Genomic DNA, 19,666 nt, shown 5'->3' on the forward strand with positions numbered 1-19,666 from the left:
AGCTTACTTCATTCCCGCATGTTCCGTGCGGGAATTTGTTTTGCTTTTATGAATCTGATCCTGGATTGTGTCGAACCTAGTCATATCCTGTATGTGATTCATCACAATCATTCCGTATCTCAGCCGCATTCCATCATTAGCAGCACGCCCTCGCACGACCGGGCTCGACCTTATGTCAAGGTCACAATTCCGCCCCGAGGGCTCATCCAAATGGCTACGTACTACGTGGCGACGGACGGCAATGACTCCGGAAACGGCAGTGCCTCCTCGCCTTGGCGCACCATCAGCCGCGCCATGTCGTCCTCCCTCAATCCCGGCGACGAAGTCGTCGTCCGTCCCGGAATCTATCGGGAAGCCGTCAACATCACCCGCGACGGCTCGGCAAGCGCGCCCATCACGCTGCGCGCGGAAGTCGAAGGCGAGGCACTGATCCGCGCGCCGTCCAGCGCTTGGAACGCCGTGTCGATCAATGCCGACTATGTCGTCATCGACGGGTTCGACATCAGCTCAGCCGGCGGCGGGGACGGCATCGAGGGCAACAACGTCCACCACGTGACGATCAGCGACAACATCGTCCACGACAACGGTGAGTCCGGCATCCAGTTCAACTGGTCCGAGTTCCTCGTCATCGAAGGCAACACCACCTACGGCAACGCCTCGGACGGCTGGTTCTCGGGCATCTCGGTCTACCAGAACCGCAACATTACCGGCGACACGACGACGCCGGGCTATCGCACGATCGTGCGCAACAACGTCTCCTACGACAACGTCACCGAGACCGGGGCCCACACCGACGGCAACGGCATCATCATCGACGATTTCCAGAGCACGCAGACGAGCGGGTATCCGAACTACACCTACCCGACGCTGGTCGAGAACAACCTCGTCTACGGCAATGGCGGCAAGGGCATCCAGGTCACCTGGAGCGACTATGTGACGGTGCGCAACAACACCGCGTACCACAACAACGTCGACGACCAGAATTCCGGAACGTGGCGCGGCGAAATCAGCAACGCCCAATCGAGCAACAACACGTTCATCAACAACATCGCCATCGCGGACCCGTCGATCAACTCGAACAACACCGCGATCGACAACACCTCCTATGGCGGATACCGGAACAACGGCGTCACCTGGACGAACAACATCACCTTCAACGGGACGGTCGGCGCGGTCTCGGTGAAGAATGACGGCGGCAACCCGATCCCGAGCGCGGCCAACGGCAACCTCCTCGGCGTCGACCCGCAGCTCGCCAATCCCGCCGGCGGCGACTTCACCCCGACGGCGAATTCCCCGGCCGTCGACGGGGGCGTCAGCGTCTCCGGCATCTGGTCTGAGGACGTGCTCGGCCAGACGCGCGTCGTCGGCCAGATCGATATCGGCGCGATCGAGTCCGGGTCCGAGCCATCGACCCCGCCGCCGCCCCCGCCGCCGCCGGCCAACACCGCGCCGACCGCGACGGACGATTCCGGCTTCAAGGTCACGGCCGGGTCGGGCATGACGATCCAGGCGACCTCGCTCCTCGCCAACGATGCGGATGCGGACGGCGATGCGCTCGAGATCGTCGCGGTCAGCGGCGCCCTCGGCGGGACGGTGCAGCTCAACGCGGCCGGCAACATCGTCTTCAGCGCGGCGTCCACGGCCGGCAATGGCGGCTTCACCTACACCGTCAGCGACCCCGACGGTGCGACCGATACCGCCTATGTCGCGGTCACGGTCGACCCGGTTCCGACGACCCCGACCGATCCGACGCCCACCGACCCGACCCCGACCGATCCGGTGGACGACACCAACGCCGCCCCCGACGCGCGGCGGGACACCGGCCTCACCGCGACGCGGGGCGAGACGACGATCATCGATGCCGATCGCCTGCTCGCCAACGATGTCGACCCCGACGGCGACCCGCTCTCCATCGTGCGCGTGCGCACCAGCTCGGGGAACGGAACGGTTTCGCTGACCGCTGACGGGGACATCTCGTTCAAGGTCGCGCCCGACGCCGGCGGCCAGGCGACGCTCGTCTACACCATCTCCGACGATGGCGGCCTCACCGACCGCGCCCGCGCGATCGTCAACATCGAGGAGCCGACGGCGACGACACCCACCACGCCGCCGGTGGAGAGCGACGAGACGGTCAGCATCCTCGCCGACAATGGCCGGCCCTCCACCCTCGCCCACTCCGATCCGAACGGCGTCGAGCTCGGCATGGAGTTCGTCGTGGAGGCGGACGGGGTGATCGAGGCGCTCCGCTACTATGAGGGGCGGCTCAACGGCACGGTCCACACCGGACACCTTTGGACTTCCTCGGGTGACCTCATCGCGGACGTGACCTTCGGCGCGGCGGACGCGCGAGGCTGGCAGATCGCCGCCCTCGACACCCCGATCGCGGTGGAGGCGGGCGAGACCTACATCGTCTCGTACTACGTGCCGGCCGGGGACGGCTACGCCGTCACTCCGCTCGGTTTCGACGACCCGATCGATGCCGGGCCGATCAGCACGGGCGAGAGCGCCGGCCTCTTCGCCTACGGTCCGGAGGGCTCCTTCCCGACCGAGAGCTACAACGACAACAACTACTGGGTCGACGTCCTCTTCAATCCGATCTGACGCCTCCCCGACACCACGCAGGCACGGCGCCCTTCCTCGGGATCACCCCTTCGCGGTGCCCGGCGAAAGCCTCGTTGCCTGCGTGGCCGCTCGCGCAAGGCGCGCCTCCGCGCGTGGCCTCGCGCGTGCCACGAGTTGCCGCGCGCGCCCGGCGGGCGCGGCGAAGGCCAGCCGGTCGTGGGCGCCGTAGAGCCGATGGCCGGCCGGATCGATATGGTTGATGATCGTGAGGACGCTGCCGACCCCGATCGTCGCGAGCATCTCCGACACCACCGCCACCAGATGGCGGCGCGTCCGTCCCCAGCGAAACACCAGAAGCGTGTGGTCGACGAGGCCGGCGATCTCCATGAGCGCCGCCGAATCCTCCGCGCTCGGCCCGTCGATGATGACGATCCGCCCGCTGTTGCGCGCGGCATCGAGGAGGGAGGCGAACCGGTCGCGCCCGTCGGGCGGAAGATTGAAGCCGCCGCCATGGGCGAGCCATGTCAGCCCCGTCTCGACGTCATGCTGCATCGCGTGTTCGAGCCCCTCGCCGGTGCGCAGGAACTCCGCGAGCCCGACCCGGTTGCCGTTGGAGAGCGGCTGCACATCGGGGCGGCTCCCGGCGAAGTCGGCGTCGATCACCAACACCTTGCGCCCGATCATCGCGAGCGCGTGGGCGAGCGCCGCCGCGACGGTGGACCGCCCCTCCCCCGGCCCGATCGAGGTCACGAGCACGCTGCCGATCTCGCCCCCCTTCACCGCCGCCTCCATGGCGAGGATGGCCCCGCGCGCGCAATCGGCGAAGAGCGCATCGTCCCACGGCTGCTGCCGGCGCCAAATGGAGCGGCGCCGCTTGATGCGCGGCAGGACGCCGACCGGCAGGAGGCCGGGGACGCGGCGCACATCCTGGTGGCTCCTCACGGACCGGTCGACGAGCTCCACGATCGCGGCGATCGTGACGGCAAGACACCCGGCCGCCACCAGGATGCCGATCATGATGAGCTTGCGCCCCGGCGGGACCGGCCCCAGCGGCACCGTCGCCGGCGACAGCACCTCGACGGCGAGGCGCGGCAGCGCGATCTCGGCCTTGAGGTCGCGGCGGCGCTGCTCGAGCGCGTCGAGCGCCGTCGTCTCCTCGTCGAACCGTTCGCGCAGCCTGGCCCCCCGCGCGTCGGTGGCGCCGACATCGACGGCGCGGCGGCGGGCGGAGAGGAGCTTGGCGTTCACCTCCGCCTTCTGCGCGTCGAGCGCGGAGAGCCGCTCCGTCGCCGACCGGCGATAATCCTCGATCTGAAGGCGGATCGAGCGTTCAAGCTCGGTCAGCTCGGCGGTCGCGAGCTTCACGGCCCGGTGCGCGGGGCCGAGCTTGCGCGTATCGACGGCGATGTCACGCTGCCTCTGGGCGAGCTCGGCGCGCAGGGTCTGCAGCATCGGCGTCTCGATGGCGAGGACGTCCCCGCTCGTCGCCTCGATCTGGGCGAGCTGCGATTTCAGCTCGGTCTCCTCCAGCGTGATCGCGGCGCTGCGCGCGTTCAGCGTCTCGATTTCGGCGGTGTCGTTCGACATCGTGCGCGCGCCGGCGGCGGCCTGCTCGGCCTCGAAGGCGTCGAGCGCGGCGCGGGCGTCCCGAAGCCGGTCGCGCTGCTCGGCGACGCGCTCGCCGACCCAGCGCTCGGCGGTGGCGATGTCGGCGACGCGGCGCGCCTCGCTCCCCTCAAGGTGCGTCCGCACCAGCGCGTTCGCGACGGTGGCCGCGCGCGCCGCATCCTTGGAGCGGAAGGTCACCTCGACCACGTCGCTCGACCCCTGCCGGACGATCGAGAGGTTCTTGTAGAATTGCTCCACCATGCGGGCGTGCTGCTTTGCGGCATCGGGCGGCGGCACCTTGGTGTCGCCGAGCCCCAGCCAGCCGCGCACGCGCGCGAGGAGACCGCCGCGGGGGTCCGGCGCGTATTCTTTCGTCTCGCCGAGGGCGAGCGCGGCGATCACCGTCTCGACATTCTCGCGGGAGGCGATCCGCTCGGCCTCCAGCGGAATGTCGGGCTCGATCACCCGCGCCGCGGTTCCCGCCTGCGCGAGCTGGCGGACCTCCGGCTCCTGGATCGCGATGCGCGTCGTCGCGCGGTAGGTCGGGTCGAGCGAGAGGACGACCGGCAGAGCGAGCACACCGACGGCGAGCGGTACGACGAAGAGGAGCCCGAGCCGTCGCCGCACGATCCGAAAGAGGTTTGCCCAGTCGAGGTCGTCGGCGGCCGAGGCCTCCGGCGGCGGCGCGGCGAATGGCGAGATCGGTGCGCCGATGCTGGGATGTACGCCCGTGATACGATAGGTCATCTCGATTGCCATCTGAATGCTGCCGGTTGAGCCTCGCGCATCGGCGCCTCACCCGACCGGGCTGACGCCGCGCCGCGCGCCGGGGCGGCGGACGGGGCGCGCGAGCCCGGCATGGAGCCTGCCGAGGCGGGCGACATAGCCTTCGATCCCGAGTTCGGCGCAGTAGAGCGCACGCCCGGCTCGGGCGATGCGCGCGCGCGCCGCCTCGTTCGACACGAGGTAGGCGAGCGCGCACGAGAGCGCCCGCGCGTCCCCGACGGGAACGAAGAGACAGGTCTTGCCGTCCTCCAGGATCTCGTCGTGCGCGCCGACGCGCGTCGTCACGACCGCGAGCGTGCTCGCGAGCCCTTCGAGGACGGCCATCGCGAACCCCTCCCCCCGCGAGGGAAGGACGAGGATGTCGGCGGCGGCGCGCAGTGCGCCCGTGTCCGCCTCGCCGAGCCATCCGGTGAGGACGACCCGCTCGGAGAGGCCGTTCGCGGCGACGTCCGCGCGGTATTCCTCCACGGGCCCGTCGCCGGCGAGGACGGCACGCCAGGCGAGCGGGCGCATCGGCGCGTCGGCGAGCGCCGCGATCAGCTCGGGGACGCCCTTGCGCGGGCCGAGCTGGCCGAGAAAGAGGATCGAGGCTTCGCGCCCCTGCGGCCGGGCGGGCGCCTCGCCGGGATCGGGCACGCAGTTGCGCACGACCGAGACGCGCGCCGGGTCGACGCCGAGCCCGTCGGTCACCGTCGCCCGATCGCGCTCGCCGAGCACGATCACATGGTCCGCGCCGCGGAAGAGGTCGGCGATGCGGCGACGCTGCCAGGCGGGGCGGCGAGCGACATCCTGCGCATAGTCGTAGTCGTGGAGGTGGATGACGTGGCGCGCGCCCGTCCAGCGGGCGAACGCGCCGAGGATGAGCTTGCGCGCCGTGCTGCCGCGCCCGGCGATGTGGAGGTGATGCACCATGTCGGGCCGCGCGATCCGGTCCCGCGCCATCGTCATGAGCGCGAGTGCGAGGACTTGCGGCGAATGGATTGCGCTGTGGCGGGGCCCGCGCGTGTCCACCACGGTGTGCCGGCCGCGATTGCGCGGATGGTCGACGATGTAGCAGACGAGGCGGCCGATCCCGCCGCCATGCTCGCGCCCCCCGGCGACATAGTGACGGACGGTCTCGCGCGGCCCGGTCATCCTCATGGGGCACACTGCCCCGCTCGGCCGGCGTGCGCCTCGCAGGCATGGCCCTTCCGGTCGCGCTCCACGATGTGGCGGTAGAGTTCGGCGGCGTCCGCGCCGACCGTCGCGGCAGCGTTCGGCCCCTCCGACCAGGCTTTCGCGGCCGCGCCGAGCGCGGCGAGGCGCTGCGGGTCGCCGGCAAGGGTGGCGATCGCGTCGGCGAGCGCGCCCGGATCGGCCGGCCGCACCACGAGGCCGAGCCCGTTCGGCTCCACCGTCGCGCGCAATTCGCCGACATCGGTCGCGATGACGGGCTTGCCGAAGGTCGCGGCGAGGTGGAGGACGCCGCTCTGCGAGGCCTCGGTGTAGGGCAGGACGACGAGGTCGGCGTCGAGGAAGAGCTGGGCGACGTCCGGGTCGCTCACGAATCCGTGGCGAATGTCGTAGCGCGCCGGGTCGCCCATCTCGGCCGCGAGGCCGCGCGGATCGTCGCCGCGGCCGGCGATCACGATCCGAAGGTCGGGCACGCGCGCCCCCATCCGGGCCTCGGCGCGCACCAGGGTATCGAGGCCCTTGTAGGCGAAGATGCGGCCGAACATCAGCACGGTGAAGACGCGCGGCCCGCTCCGCCGCACGAGCCCCTCGCGGCGGGCAAGCTCGGCATAGCGCGCGATCGCGGGGTGCTGGAGGACGTGGACCGTCGCCGCGCTCTTGCCGAAGCGGGCGATCGCGGCCCGCTTCAGCGCCTCGCCGTGGACGACGATGTCGCCTGACTGGCGCGCCATCAGCCGGGAGGACCAGTCCGGCAGGCGGGCGGTCTCGTTGTCGCCCGGATGGGGCACGACATCGTGGACGGTCGTCACCAGCGGGATGCGCCGCCACAGAGGCGCGGCCGCGTTCAGCCACAGCGTCGTGTTGCTGAGGAGGTGGACGAGGTCCGGCCGTTCGCGCAGGACGAGGCGGGTGAGTTTTGCGAGGAAGGCGAGGTTCGCAACGCTCCGGTGGCGCGGCCAGTCGACGAGCCGCAGATCCACCGCCGGGTCGAACCAGCCCGCGAGCGGCTGGTAGCGCGCGCGGGGGAGCACCACGACGGGCGCCATCGTGCGGGCGAGCCCGTTCACGTAGGCGATCGTGTAGTCGACGGGTTCGAAGCCGAGAAGCAGCGCTTTCATGGCGGATCGGCGGCCTCGGCCGCGATCTTGGGGCGGCGGGCCGTGCGCCGCGCCGCGAGGACGGCGGAGAGCGCCTCGCGCACGCGCCGCGAAAGGCTCGCCTCGCCGGGGTCGTTGAGGCCGAGGAGGAAGAGGGCGAGCCCGTTCCGCTCGGTCCGCAGGCCGAGCCGTGCGGCGGCGGCCTGATAGGCGAAATGGTCGGCGAGGTCGAGCCGGTCCGGGAGGCCGAGCTCGGCGAGGAAGACGTTCGTCAGCCGCACCGTCGTCTCCCAGTGCGCCATCCGGCGGCGCAGCATCGCGGCATCGTCGTGCGCCCGGTACCAGTTGTTGGCGTGGATCCGGTACGCGCCGAGGACGCGCGGCAGGCCCGCGACCTTGGTGAGGAATGGAAGGACGCCGACGAGCCAGGCGTCGGCGGAGATGGCGAGCTCGGTCGGGATGTCGCCGGCATCGTCCCACAGGCGGCGGCGCACCGTGATCGACGAGGTCATCGGAAACGGCCACCGGCCGGCGGAATGGACGAGCGTCTCCCCGATCGCGCCGGAGCGCACGCGCCGCGGGATCGGCCGGAAGGCCTGCCGCCCGTCGCGCACCGGGCGCAGGCGATGATAGACGAGCCCGACGTCCGGCCGCCGGGCGAACACGTCGACGACGGCCTCGTTGCGCCCGGCATACCACCAGTCGTCAGCGTCGAGGAAGGCGATGAACTCGCCACGGCTCGCCGCGACGCCCGCATTGATGGCGCTCGCCTGGCCGTGATTGTCCTGCGCGATGATGCGGATGCGGCTGCCATAGGCCTTCAGGATCTCGAGCGAATTGTCGGTCGAGCCATCGTCAACGACGATGATCTCGTTCCAGGCACCGGTCTGGGCGAGTGCGCTCTCCACGGCGCGGGAGACGTAGGCCCCGTAATTGTAGTTGTTGATCACCGTGCTGATGATCGGGCGCCGCTTCATGCCACACCTTGGAATTGCGGGGGTCAGCCCGTGTCGCACTCTCAAGGCTCGGATAGCCTGGATGCGAGTGCGCGCGAACCGATCCCTTGGGACGCGCGCACTCGCCCGGCCTCATCCATTCGGACGATGACGCGTCGCGGCGGGGTCCGCTTGGATCCCGACACGACCGATCGGCCGTATCTCGCATCGTCAAGCGCGCCGATAGAATGCGCGCGTGGATTGATCCGAGGGACCGACCGCACGTGACAGTTTCAGCCATCGGCGCGCGCAGTGGCGCGATCTCGTGGCGCCACCTCGAGTGGTGGGGCGCCGCGATGGGATTGTTCCTGCAATCGGGCGCCGTGTTCGCGCTGCTCCTCGCGGGACCCGACGGGGAGATCGCCGACGCAGACCGTGCGAAATTGCGGCTCCTCAGCCTGCCGGTCTACGCCGTCTCGCTCGCCCTCCTCGCGCGCCATCCGGGGCCGCTCATCGCGGCCGGCACGCGCAACATCACCCTCCTCGCCCTCCTCGCGCTGCCGGTCGTCTCGACGCTCTGGTCGGTCGCGCCGGTGGAGACGCTGCGGCGCGCGATCGGCCTCATCCTGTCGATGGCGCTCGCCTATCTCCTCGCGATCCGCTTCTCGCCGCGCCAGCTCCTCCTCCTCTTCGGCGGCCTTCTCGGCACGCTGATGGTGCTGAGCCTCGCCGCCCTCGCGACGATGCCCTCGCTCGCCATGTCGCCGGGCTCGGAGATGGAGCTGCGTGGCGTCTTCATTCACAAGAACGTCCTCGGCTGGGCGGCGTGCCTGTCGCTCCTCCTCGCCGCCGCGATGGCGCGCGACATCACGCGGCCGATCCGCCGGCTCGGCCTCGCCCTCATCCTGCCGAGCGCGCTCTGCCTGCTCCTCTCCCAATCGGCGACGAGCCTGCTCGCCGCATTCGTCGGCCTCGCGGTGATGGGAGCGCTCGGCCTGATGGCGCGCACCAACGGGATGGGGCGGGCGATCATCGTCTTCATCCTCGTGCAGCTCGCCGCCTCGCTCCTCCTCGTCCTCGCCTATTCGCTGGGGCCCCTCCTCGAGGCGCTCGGCAAGGATGCGACCCTCACGGGGCGCGTGCCCCTTTGGGCCGAGGTCGACCGCGCAATCGCCGAGCATCCGGTCCTCGGCTACGGCTATCAGGCATTCTGGAGCGAGGGGAATCTCCGCGTCTGGACCATCCGCGACACCATCGGCTGGGCCGCGCCGCACGCGCACAACGGCTATCGCGAGATGATGCTCGGCCTCGGCATCGTGGGGGTGGTCCTGTGCCTCATCCTCATCGTGCGCGCCCTCGTCCAGACGGCGGCCCACCATTGCCGCGCCCCGACCGCCGGCTGGCTGTGGATGTGCCCGCTCGTCAGCGCCGCGCTCGTCATCAACCTGTCAGAGAGCAATCTTCTCATCCAGAACGACCTCATGACGATCGTTCTCGGGACGATCATGGTGGCGGCCGCGTACCGGCGGACGCACCATGAATAGGCGCGGGAACGGGGCTCGGCGCGCCTATATCTTCACGGAATTTTCGAGCAGCATCGAACGGATGATCTGGGCGGTTGCGGTGTGTCGCGCCGCGGCCTCGGGATGCTCCAGCGCCTCCTTGTCGTACATACTCGCAGCATCCTCGAGCAGGTCATTGACCGTCTGCCATTGCAGAACGCCTTCATCTCGCAAGCATAAAAGCAAGGATTCGCAAATAGCGAGTGCGGCAATGCCTGCATGCTCCGACCTATCCGTCATGACGGTGCCTCATCGCCTCCATCGCCGATCCGGCGAACCTTACTTGATATTTCTCAAGACCTGTGACAATCGAGTCAGAAATATAGTTCCGAGCTGCATTAGATTATAATTTTCTCAATTACCGACACAGATAAACATATTTACTTGGGGTCGCAGACATGGACGTCCCGTACAGTCCGCTGCACCGACTCCTTGAGTCGAGTGCGAGTATCACTGACAAGGAGGCGCACTTCTTCCGCGACCTCCACCGCCGACGCAGAACAGTCCCGCCGGGTGCCGAACTCATCCGCGAGGGCTATCCCTCCAGCACGGTCTACGTCGTGGCCGAAGGCTGGGCGTGTATTTTCCAGGCGCTTCCCAACGGCAACCGCCAGATCATCGACGTGCGCCTGCCCGGCGACATCTTCGGCCTGTCGACCTTGATGCGCGACACGGCGCACTACAGCGCCGAGAGCCTGACGGCGCTGGAGGTCAGCGAGATCTCGCGCGCCGAACTCCTCCACATCACGCGACGCCTGCCGCGCATCCGCGAGCATCTCTTCCAGATCTACGCCAGGGACGAGGCCATTCTCTTCGATCACATGACGATCATCGGCCGGCGTCACGCCGTCAGCCGGGTCGCCCATTTCGCCCTGGAACTCGGCGAGCGCCTCGCGGCGGCGACCCTTGCCGACCCCCTGCAATATTCGTGTCCGCTGGATCAGGCCCATTTCGCCGACGCCCTTGGTATGAGCGCGATCTATGTCAATCGTTGCTTGAGGACACTGCGGGAGCGAGACCTGATGCGGTTCCATTCCAGAGAGATCATCATCGACAATCACATCGGTATGCTTCGCCTCACAGATTTTGACGGCAGCTACACGCAACTGCCGACGTTCCGCAAAGACTACGACGGCGCGCATCGCCGTGCGAGTACGCCATTCGACAATGCGAACTAGTGCTTAGGGCGTAGCGACGGACCCAATCCGAAACGGTCCGTACGACTTCGGCGCCCGCACGCTCCCCCACTCACGCCAGCTCGCTCGCGCTGAGCTCATCCTTGCGCAGCGACCAGCGCCAGGCGCTGCGCAGGATGATGCCGATATCGGACCGGCCGGGCTCCCAGCCGAGGACGCGCCGGGCCTGCGTGGCGTCGGCAACCAGCGCGGCCGGATCGCCTGCCCGCCGCGGTTGCAGCGTGACGGTGATCGGCGCCCCCGTGATCCGGCGCGCCGCCTTGACGATCTCGAGCACCGAATACCCGCGTCCGGAGCCGAGATTGAGGCCGACAAAGCCGGTGAGCCCGCCACGAAGCAATTGCTCCACCGCGAGGATGTGCGCGCTCGCGAGGTCGTCGACATGCACATAGTCCCGGATGCAGGAGCCGTCCGGCGTCGGATAGTCCGTGCCGAAGACCGCGATGGACCGCGTCGGGTCGAGCGCCGCGTCGAGCACCAGCGGGACGAGGTGCGTCTCGGGCACGTGGTTCTCGCCGATCTCGGCCGTCTGGCTCGCGCCCGCCGCATTGAAATAGCGCAGCGCCACGGCGTTGAGACCGTAGGCGGCCGCCGCGCTGCGCAACAGGCGCTCCACCGCGAGCTTCGTCTCGCCATAGGGGTTGATGGGCGCCTCGCGCGAATCCTCGGCGAGGGGGATGTGGGCGGGCGTGCCGTAGATCGCGCAGGTGCTGGAGAAGACGAACCGGTCGACCCCGTTCGCGAGCGCCCGCTCGATCAGCGTCAGCGACCCGGCGACATTGTTGCGCCAGTAGGCGATCGGGTCGCGCACCGACTGGCTGACCTCAGAAGATGCCGCGAAGTGGAGGACCGCCGCCGGGCGATAGGTGCGGAAGACCGCGTCGAGCCGGTCGGCGTCGTTGATGTCGCCGATCGCGAGCGGACCCCAGCGCACGGCGTAGCGGTGCCCGCGGCTCAGATTGTCGTAGACGACCGGCCGGTGCCGCGCGAGAGCGAGCGCCTTTGCGACGTGCGCGCCGATATAGCCGGCGCCTCCGGTGACGAGCAGCACCGCCATCGTGGATCCACCCTGGCGTTGTCGATGCCCCGATCGTTGGGGCCAAATCGATGCCGGGCGTAAGACGGCAGATCGGGGAGCGCGCGGGCGGGCGGGCGGCACCGCCTCATCCCTTCGGACACGGTGGGGGCCGATCGTGACGCCGAATTGCCACGATCGGACGATGCGGCCGTCTGCGCCGCACCCGGCGGCGGCGAATGGGGGATCGCCTCGCCTCAATGTCGCGGCTCTGCCAGGCGGGCCGCGCCTGTAGGCTTCTGACATCGCGGAGCCTACCCGCCCTTTCGGACCCGATCGGAGGTCTGCCTTGCCCATCACAGATTGTCTTCTGGCACCCGGCGTCAGCATTCCGCTGCCGGATCTCGTGAACCTTTATGGATGCCGGATCGGCGCGGACAGCCGCATCGGCCCCTTCGTTGAAATCCAGAGGGGCTGCACCGTCGGCGCACGGTGCAAGATCTCCTCGCACAGCTTCCTGTGCGAGGGCGTCACGCTCGAGGACGAGGTGTTCATCGGACACGGCGTCGTCTTCTGCAACGACCGCTACCCCTCCGCCACCAACCCGGAGGGCCTGCCGAAGGGCGCGGACGACTGGGAGTGCCTGCCGATCCATGTCGGCTTCGGCGCCTCGATCGGCTCGCACGCGACGATCCTGCCCGACATCACCATCGGCGCCGAGGCGCTGATCGGCGCGGGCGCGGTCGTCACCGCGGACGTGCCGGCCTACGCCGTCGTCGCCGGGGTTCCGGCGCGGATGATGGGCGAGGTCCGCCGCCCCGGCGTCGCGGCGCGCTCGCGCGTGGTGCTCGGGGGCGCGCGATGATCCGCGTCGGGATCGCGGGCTACGGCTATTGGGGCCCGAACCTCGCCCGCGCCGTCGCCGAGACGGGGACGGCCTCGGTCGAGATGATCGCCGACATGTCGGCGGATGCGCGCGCCCGCGCGGCGCTGCGCCATCCCGCGGCGCGCCTTACCGACGACATCCACGCGATGATCGCCGACCCGCACGTCGACGCGGTGATGATCGCGACGCCCGTCAGCACCCATTTCGACCTCGCGATGGCGGCGATGAAGGCCGGCAAGCACGTCCTCGTCGAGAAGCCGATGGCTGACAGCCCGGCCCGCGCGGCGATGCTCGTCGACGAGGCCGCACGGCGCCGCCGCGTCCTGATGGTGGACCACACCTTCGTCTATACGGGCGCGGTGCAGACGATCGCCGAGCTCATCGCATCCGACGAGCTCGGCGACATCTATTATTATGACTCCACCCGCGTGAACCTCGGCCTCTTCCAGCGCGACGTGAACGTGATCTGGGACCTCGCCGTCCACGACTTCGCCATCATGGACCACCTCATGGCCTCGACGCCGGTCGCGATCTCGGCCGGCGCGGCGGGCTTCGTCAACGGCAGCCCGGAGAACATGGCGCACCTCGCCGTCTATTATGACGACGGCGCGATGGCCCACCTCAACGTCAACTGGCTCGCGCCGGTGAAGATCCGGCAGACCCTGATCGGCGGCAGCCGCAAGATGATCATCTACGACGACATGCAGACCAGCGAGAAGGTCAAGATCTACAATCGCGGCGCCGCCCCGAGCGACGATCCCTACGCGCAGATGATCTCCTATCGCATCGGCGAGATGCGCGCCCCCGCCATCCCGGCGAAGGAGGCGCTCCTCACCGAGGTGCAGGAGTTCGTGCGCTGCATCGAGACCGGCGCCCGGCCGATCACGGACGGGGAGTGCGGGCTGCGGGTCGTCGAGCTTCTCGCCGCCGCCTCGCGCTCGTGCGCGATGCGGGGCCATCCCGTCGACATCGCACCCCTGAAGGTGGCGTCATGATCCCATTCCTCGACCTCAAGGCGCAGTACCGGACCATCGCGGACGAGATCGAGCCGGCGGTGCTCGCGGTCCTGCGCAGCGGCAACTACGTGCTCGGCGAGCCCGTCGCGCGGTTCGAGGCGGCCTTCGCCCGCGCCTGCGGCAGCGAGCACGCGATCGCCGTCAGCACCGGCACCTCCGCCCTTCAGCTCGCCCTCCTCGCCGCCGGCATCCGGCCGGGGGACGAGGTGATCACCGTCCCGACCACGTTCGTGGCGACGGTCGCGGCGATCCTCTATGTCGGCGCGCATCCGGTGCTGGTCGACATCGACCCCGTCACCTGGACGATGGATCCCGATGCCTTCGCGGCGGCGATCACCCCGCGCACGCGCGCGGTGATCCCCGTCCACTTCCACGGCCGCCTCGCGGACATGGAGCGCATCGGCGCCATCGCCGCCGCGAACGAGATCACCATCATCGAGGACGCCGCCCAGGCCCACGGCGCGGTCCGCGGCCGCAAGGCCGGCACGTTCGGCGCGCTCGGCTGCTTCAGCTTCTATCCCGGCAAGAATCTCGGCGCGGCGGGGGAAGGCGGCGCGGTCGTCACCGACGATGCCGACCTTGCCGAGCGCGTGCGGTGCCTGCGCGACTGGGGCAAGAGCGACACCCATGTCCACGTCCACAAGGGCTTCAACTTCCGCATGGACGCGATCCAGGGCGCCGTCCTCGACGTGAAGCTGCAACACCTCGAGGACTGGAACGCCGCGCGCCGCCGTATCGCGAACGCCTACCATGCCGGCCTCGCAGAGCATGTCGAGACCGCGGCCGGCCCGTTCGGGGCCGACCATTCCTGCCACGTCTACGCGATCCTCCATGACGAGCCGGTCGCGCTGCGCGCCCGCCTCAAGGCCGCCGGGATCGCGACCAACGTCCACTACCCCTACCCCGTCCACCTCCAGCCGGCCTACGCCTCGCTGCGCTATCGCGCGGGCGCCTTCCCGGCCGCCGAGGCCTATGCTGGGCGCACCCTGTCGCTGCCGATCTATCCGGAGCTCCCGGAGGCGAGCGTGGAGCGGATCATCGACACCGTGAACGCCCTCAGCCGCGTGCGCGAGCTCGAGGACGAGTCCGTGACGGAGAGCGCGCTATGAGCCGGGCGGACATCCTTCGTGGCAAGCGCGTGCTCGTCACCGGCGGCAGCGGCTTCATCGGCTCCCACATCGTCGACCTCCTCCTCAGCGGCGGCGTCGGCGAGGTGGTGGTGATCGACAACATGGTCCGCGGCCGGCCGCAGAACCTTTCCCATGCGATGGCGAGCGGCCGCGTCCGCCTCGTGGAGGGGGACGTGCGCGACGCGGCTTTGCTCGCGAGCCTCGTCGATGGCGCCGACACCGTCTTCCACATGGCCGCCCTCCGCATCACCCATTGCGCCGCCGAGCCCGACGCCGCGATGGCGGTGATGGTGCAGGCGACCTACGACCTCCTCAAGGCCTGCCGCGCGCACGGCGTGCGCAAGGTCGTCTACGCCTCCTCCGCCTCGATCTACGGCCTAGCATCCCACTTCCCGACCGAGGAGAGCGAGCCCCCCTACGACAACCGCACCCTCTATGGCGCGGCCAAGATGTTCGGCGAGGGGCTGCTGCGCGCCTTCCACGACATGTATGGGCTCGACTATGTCGCGCTCCGCTTCTTCAACGTCTACGGCCGGCGCATGGACCTCACCGGTCGCTACACCGAAGTGATGGTGCGGTGGATGGAGCGGCTCGCCGCCGGTGCGCCGCCCATCATCTTCGGCGACGGCAAGCAGACGATGGACCTCGTCGACGTGCGTGACGTCGCGCGGGCGTGCGTCCTCGCCGCGACGGCGGACGTGACCGACCGCGTCTTCAATGTCGGCACCGGGGTGGAGACCTCGCTGGAGGGCCTCGCGCGGGCGATGGCGGTCGAGTTCGGCCGGTCCAACCTCGTCCCGGTCCACGAGCCCGAGCGCCAGGTGAACCCCGTGCCGCGCCGTCTCGCCTCCTGCGAGGCGGCGGCCGACGCGCTCGGCTTCCGCGCCAGCATCGACCTCGCCACCGGCCTCGGCGATCTCATCGACTGGTGGATGAGCGAGGCGTCCTTCGCAAAGGCCGAAGTCGGGGTCGCCGCGCAATGATCCCGATCGCGAAGCCCCTCCTCGGCGAGGCCGAGGCCGAAGCCGCCAAGGCGGCGATCCTGTCCGGATGGGTCTCGCAGGGACCCGAGGTCGCCGCCTTCGAGGCCGAGTTCGCCGCCTATGTCGGCGCGCGCTATGCCTGCGCGGTCTCCAACTGCACAACGGCGCTCCACCTCGCGCTGGAGGCGGTCGGCGTGTGGCCGGGGAGCGAGGTGATCACCGTCAGCCACTCCTTCATCGCCGGGGCGAACGCGATCCGCCAGTGCGGCGCGCTGCCGGTCTTCGTCGACATCGAGGCGGACGGCTACAATATCGACCCGGCCGCCGTGCGCGCCGCCCTCACCCCTCAGACCTCCGCGATCCTCGCCGTCCACCAGATGGGAATGCCTTGCGACATGAAGGCGATCATGGAGATCGCCGGGCGGGCGCGGGTGCCGGTCGTTGAGGACGCGGCCTGCGCCATCGGCGCCGAGATCGCGGTCCATGACGGATGGCGGCGGATCGGCCGGCCCTTCGGCAAGGTCGCGTGCTTCTCCTTCCACCCGCGCAAGGTGATCACCACCGGCGAAGGCGGGATGCTGACGACCGACAGCACCACGCTCGACGCCGCCTTCCGCCTGAAGCGCCAGCACGGCATGGCCGTCTCGGACGTTGCGCGCCACGCGAGCCGCGCCGTCGTCTTCGAGGAATATCCGGTGCGCGGCTACAATTACCGGATGACCGACATCCAGGCGGCGATGGGGCGGGAGCAGCTGAAGCGGCTCCCCTTCATCCTGTCGCGCCGCCGCGAACTCGCCGCGCGCTATGGCGCGGCGCTCGCGGGGATGCCCGGCGTGCGCCCTCCCGCCGAGCCCGACTGGGCGCGCACCAACTGGCAGAGCTACCCCGTCCGGCTCGACCATGATGTCGACCAGCGCGCCCTCATGCAGCACATGCTGGACGCGGGCGTCGCGACGCGCCGGGGGATCATGTGCATGCACCTGGAGCTCGCGCAGACCGACATCGCGCTGCGCTACCCGCTCCCCCGCTCGGAGGCGGCGCGGGACGGCTCCGTCCTCCTCCCGCTCTTCGCGCAGATGACGGAGGCGGACGTCGACACCGTGGTGGGCGCGCTCGCCGCCGCGATCGCGGCATCCCGCGTGCGGGTGCCGGCAAGGTTCGTCTCCACCTGAGCCTAGCCAGCGCCCTCTCCACCCGCCCGCACCATGGGCCGCGCCGGGTTGCCGGCGACGATTGTGCCGTCGGCGACGTCCCGCGTGACGTTGGCGCCCATGCCGACGAGCGCGCCCTCGCCAATCGTCACCCCGTTGCGCACCGAGCTCGCGCTGCCGACGAACGCGCTGTCGCCGATATGGACGCTCCCGGCGAGCGTCACGTTCGAGCCGACGATGGCATGGTCGCCGATCACGACGTCATGGTGGACGATCGTGTGGGGCAGGATGAGGACATGGTCGCCGATGACGGCGTTGGAGGTGATCGTCACGCCCGCATAGACGACCGTGCCCCGCCCGATCCGGGCGAAGCGCGAGACGCGCGCGGCGGGGTCGACGATCGTCACGAACCGCTCGCGCGGAACGTTCAGCCGGGCGATCAGATCGCGGCGCATGCGGTGGCTGCGTTCGGAGCCGATGAGACAGGCAACCCCTGCATCCGGATAGTCGCCGAGCGCGGAGAGCGGCCGGATCGGCACCCCCTCGAATGTGCGACCGGCGTGGGCCGGCGCGTCGTCGAGGATGGCGCAGATCCGGAATTGGCGGGAAGCGGCCTCGAAGATCTCGATGGCGTTTCCGCTCATTCCGACAAGTACAACCGGCTCCGACATTCGTTGTCCCATTTGGAGCCTTTGACTGTCCTCAGCGTTGAAATTTGCAGCGAACGACTGCATCGCCACAATTCCACCCTTAGCAAAATTTAATTAGTTTCGGTTGCCATTTATCAATCTTTGCTTTCATCGACCCTGCAATATTCTGCGTTAAGCGAATGACGCAGAGAACACATTGATGCAACGAGCGGCCGGCCCTGAACGGACGCTCAACAAGAAAACTTATAGTTTAAGTTGAGGTGGACATGACACCGACTTCTTTGAATGATTATCGCCCCCAACGACTCAACGACGCTCTTCTGCGCGCCGACGAGCCGCCGAGGCCCGCTTTGGCGATAAACGAAATCGTGCTGATCGACCCCCAGTCGCTCGTGCGTGAGTGCATGGCGCGATCCATCTCCCCGATCTGCCCGGACGCCACCGTCGTCGAGTTCGACGCGGTCGATTCCTGGCTCGCCGTGAGGGATCCGGACGCCGCGCCGCTCGTGATCTACAACATGCCGGACGATGCCGGACACGACGAGGCGCAGATCGATGCGCTGCGCGAGTTCATCCACAAGGCGCAGCCGGCGAAGGTGATCGTGCTCGCCCGATCGAACGACGTCCTGTGCATGATCGACGCGATCGAGTGCGGCGCGGTCGGCTATATCCCGATGGGTGCGAAGCTCGACGATCTCGTCTCGGCGTTGCGCATCTGCGCGGCCGGCAGCGTTTTCGTGCAACGCAACACGCTGATGTCGCTGCGCGATTTCGTGCGCCCCGCGGCCTCGACCAAGCCGCAGCTCAGCAGCTATTTCACCGAGCGCCAACTCGCCGTCGCCCGTGCATTGAGGCGAGGCAGCGCGAACAAGACGATCGCCTACGAGCTCGACCTGTGCGAGAGCACGGTGAAGGTCCACATCCGCAACATCATGCGCAAGCTGAAGGTCAGCAACCGGACCCAGGCCGCCTTCAAGCTCAACGCCTTCGCGGACGACGACGAAGCCTGACCGCCGCCCCTCCGGCGGCGCACCCCATCGACATCGGCGCTGCCATCGGGGCCCGATGTTGCCGGATGATCTCTCCCGAGACGCCTCTTCGGCGGGCGGCCCAGGGCCGAACGGTGGCCGGCCATGCCCGCATCAGGTCAGAGGATGGGCAGCTCCCGGTCGATCCCCGCGGCCGAGGTGATCCAGAGGATCGTCGCGTCCTGCGGGCCGACGGAGCACAGCGCATGGCCCATGCTGCTGTTGAAGTAGCACGAGTCCCCCTCATGCAGCCGTAGCGCCTCATAGTGCTCGGTGTGCAGGTCAACCTCGCCGGAGAGGACGTAGACATACTCCTCGCCGCGGTGGGTGATCAGTCGGGCGAACTCCTCTTTGGTCCGGCATTTGAGGCGCGCCTTCAGCGTTGTGAAGCACTTGTTGGACAGCTCCGTGCACAGGAGCTCGTAGTCGTAATAATCCGTCTCGTAGTTCACGCCGGCGCCGCTGCGGGTGATGGTCCGCCGGCCCGTCCCCGGCGCCGTCCCGCTCGGCGCGAACAGCTCGTTGACGCTGACGCCGAGCCCTTCGGCGAGGTTGAGCAGGTTGTCGTAGGTCGGCGAGATCTGGCCGCGCTCGATCTTGGACAGCGTCGATGGCGCCAACCCCGTCGTCTCGCTCGCCTGCTGCAGCGTCATCCCCGCGCGCCGCCTGAGGTTGCGCACGATCGGACCGAGGCGCGCGGCCCCATCCCGACCGCGACGCTCGGCAGGCCTGGTGGCGATCGGGGAAGGCTTCGTCATGTGCTCACCGTTTTTTCAAAATGCACAATTTTTACTATTGGAAAAATTTTGTCGCAGATGCAAACTTCCTTCTGCAACACGCGTCCCCTGCCTGCGCAACCGATTGTTCGAGCGCCGAACGGGCACCCGA

The 19,666-nt window shown here is 68.9% G+C and carries 17 protein-coding genes; 9 read left to right on the forward strand and 8 right to left on the reverse strand.

Annotated elements, in window-relative coordinates:
- Positions 1–210 precede the first annotated feature (210 nt).
- The gene (locus tag DBV35_RS27645) at positions 211–2,601 is read left to right on the forward strand and encodes a DUF4082 domain-containing protein (RefSeq protein ID WP_108663647.1); all 2,391 of its coding nucleotides are present in this window, start codon (positions 211–213) and stop codon (positions 2,599–2,601) included.
- A gap of 42 nt (positions 2,602–2,643) precedes the next feature.
- Here the strand turns inward: DBV35_RS27645 and DBV35_RS27650 are convergent, their stop codons facing one another.
- Genes DBV35_RS27650 through DBV35_RS27665 form a run of 4 tightly spaced genes read right to left on the reverse strand, consistent with a single transcriptional unit; the run spans position 2,644 to position 8,203 of the window.
- Positions 2,644–4,917, reverse strand: a complete 2,274-nt coding sequence (locus DBV35_RS27650; protein ID WP_170135059.1) for a GumC family protein — start codon at positions 4,915–4,917, stop codon at positions 2,644–2,646.
- A 48-nt stretch (positions 4,918–4,965) separates the two neighbouring features.
- A complete protein-coding gene (locus DBV35_RS27655) occupies positions 4,966–6,096 on the reverse strand; it encodes a glycosyltransferase family 4 protein (RefSeq protein WP_108663649.1) in 1,131 nt (376 codons plus the stop codon).
- Positions 6,093–7,247 (reverse strand): glycosyltransferase family 4 protein, encoded by a 1,155-nt coding sequence (locus tag DBV35_RS27660; protein ID WP_108663650.1) that lies wholly within the window; start codon positions 7,245–7,247, stop codon positions 6,093–6,095. Before DBV35_RS27660 ends, DBV35_RS27655 begins: the two co-directional genes overlap by 4 nt.
- Positions 7,244–8,203 carry a glycosyltransferase family 2 protein gene (locus DBV35_RS27665; protein ID WP_108663651.1) on the reverse strand — a complete coding sequence of 320 codons (960 nt, stop codon included), beginning with the start codon at positions 8,201–8,203 and terminating at the stop codon, positions 7,244–7,246. Before DBV35_RS27665 ends, DBV35_RS27660 begins: the two co-directional genes overlap by 4 nt.
- Before the next feature lie 242 nt (positions 8,204–8,445).
- On the opposite strand from DBV35_RS27665, the gene DBV35_RS27670 reads away from it, so the two are divergent.
- Positions 8,446–9,705, forward strand: a complete 1,260-nt coding sequence (locus tag DBV35_RS27670; protein ID WP_157962018.1) for an O-antigen ligase family protein — start codon at positions 8,446–8,448, stop codon at positions 9,703–9,705.
- Positions 9,706–9,729: 24 nt separating this feature from the next.
- Here the strand turns inward: DBV35_RS27670 and DBV35_RS30400 are convergent, their stop codons facing one another.
- A complete protein-coding gene (locus DBV35_RS30400) occupies positions 9,730–9,963 on the reverse strand; it encodes a hypothetical protein (RefSeq protein WP_157962019.1) in 234 nt (77 codons plus the stop codon).
- A gap of 158 nt (positions 9,964–10,121) precedes the next feature.
- Between DBV35_RS30400 and DBV35_RS27675 the strand changes: the two genes are divergently transcribed.
- Positions 10,122–10,901, forward strand: a complete 780-nt coding sequence (locus tag DBV35_RS27675; RefSeq protein WP_108663653.1) for a Crp/Fnr family transcriptional regulator — start codon at positions 10,122–10,124, stop codon at positions 10,899–10,901.
- 70 nt (positions 10,902–10,971) lie between these two features.
- Here the strand turns inward: DBV35_RS27675 and galE are convergent, their stop codons facing one another.
- Positions 10,972–11,976, reverse strand: coding sequence for a UDP-glucose 4-epimerase GalE (gene galE, locus DBV35_RS27680; protein WP_108663654.1), 1,005 nt, complete (start codon positions 11,974–11,976; stop codon positions 10,972–10,974).
- Between the two features lie 307 nt (positions 11,977–12,283).
- Between galE and DBV35_RS27685 the strand changes: the two genes are divergently transcribed.
- Genes DBV35_RS27685 through DBV35_RS27705 form a run of 5 tightly spaced genes read left to right on the forward strand, consistent with a single transcriptional unit; the run spans position 12,284 to position 17,121 of the window.
- Positions 12,284–12,799 carry an acyltransferase gene (locus tag DBV35_RS27685; RefSeq protein WP_108663655.1) on the forward strand — a complete coding sequence of 172 codons (516 nt, stop codon included), beginning with the start codon at positions 12,284–12,286 and terminating at the stop codon, positions 12,797–12,799.
- The gene (locus DBV35_RS27690) at positions 12,796–13,815 is read left to right on the forward strand and encodes a Gfo/Idh/MocA family protein (protein ID WP_108663656.1); all 1,020 of its coding nucleotides are present in this window, start codon (positions 12,796–12,798) and stop codon (positions 13,813–13,815) included. The genes DBV35_RS27685 and DBV35_RS27690 overlap by 4 nt, the downstream gene beginning before the upstream one ends.
- Complete coding sequence (locus DBV35_RS27695; protein WP_108663657.1) at positions 13,812–14,945, forward strand: DegT/DnrJ/EryC1/StrS family aminotransferase; 1,134 nt, start codon at positions 13,812–13,814, stop codon at positions 14,943–14,945. The genes DBV35_RS27690 and DBV35_RS27695 overlap by 4 nt, the downstream gene beginning before the upstream one ends.
- Positions 14,942–15,949, forward strand: coding sequence for an NAD-dependent epimerase/dehydratase family protein (locus DBV35_RS27700; RefSeq protein ID WP_108663658.1), 1,008 nt, complete (start codon positions 14,942–14,944; stop codon positions 15,947–15,949). Before DBV35_RS27695 ends, DBV35_RS27700 begins: the two co-directional genes overlap by 4 nt.
- The gene (locus DBV35_RS27705) at positions 15,946–17,121 is read left to right on the forward strand and encodes a DegT/DnrJ/EryC1/StrS family aminotransferase (protein WP_108663659.1); all 1,176 of its coding nucleotides are present in this window, start codon (positions 15,946–15,948) and stop codon (positions 17,119–17,121) included. The genes DBV35_RS27700 and DBV35_RS27705 overlap by 4 nt, the downstream gene beginning before the upstream one ends.
- A gap of 2 nt (positions 17,122–17,123) precedes the next feature.
- Here the strand turns inward: DBV35_RS27705 and DBV35_RS27710 are convergent, their stop codons facing one another.
- The gene (locus tag DBV35_RS27710; protein ID WP_108663660.1) at positions 17,124–17,771 is read right to left on the reverse strand and encodes an acetyltransferase; all 648 of its coding nucleotides are present in this window, start codon (positions 17,769–17,771) and stop codon (positions 17,124–17,126) included.
- A gap of 329 nt (positions 17,772–18,100) precedes the next feature.
- Between DBV35_RS27710 and DBV35_RS27715 the strand changes: the two genes are divergently transcribed.
- Positions 18,101–18,760, forward strand: coding sequence for a LuxR C-terminal-related transcriptional regulator (locus tag DBV35_RS27715; RefSeq protein ID WP_157962020.1), 660 nt, complete (start codon positions 18,101–18,103; stop codon positions 18,758–18,760).
- A 137-nt stretch (positions 18,761–18,897) separates the two neighbouring features.
- On the opposite strand, the gene DBV35_RS27720 is transcribed toward DBV35_RS27715, so the two are convergent.
- Entirely contained in the window at positions 18,898–19,536 is a 639-nt protein-coding gene (locus DBV35_RS27720) for a helix-turn-helix domain-containing protein (protein WP_108663662.1), read from the reverse strand.
- Between the last annotated feature and the right edge of the window lie 130 nt (positions 19,537–19,666).

The sequence above is a fragment of the Acuticoccus kandeliae genome (assembly GCF_003073115.1).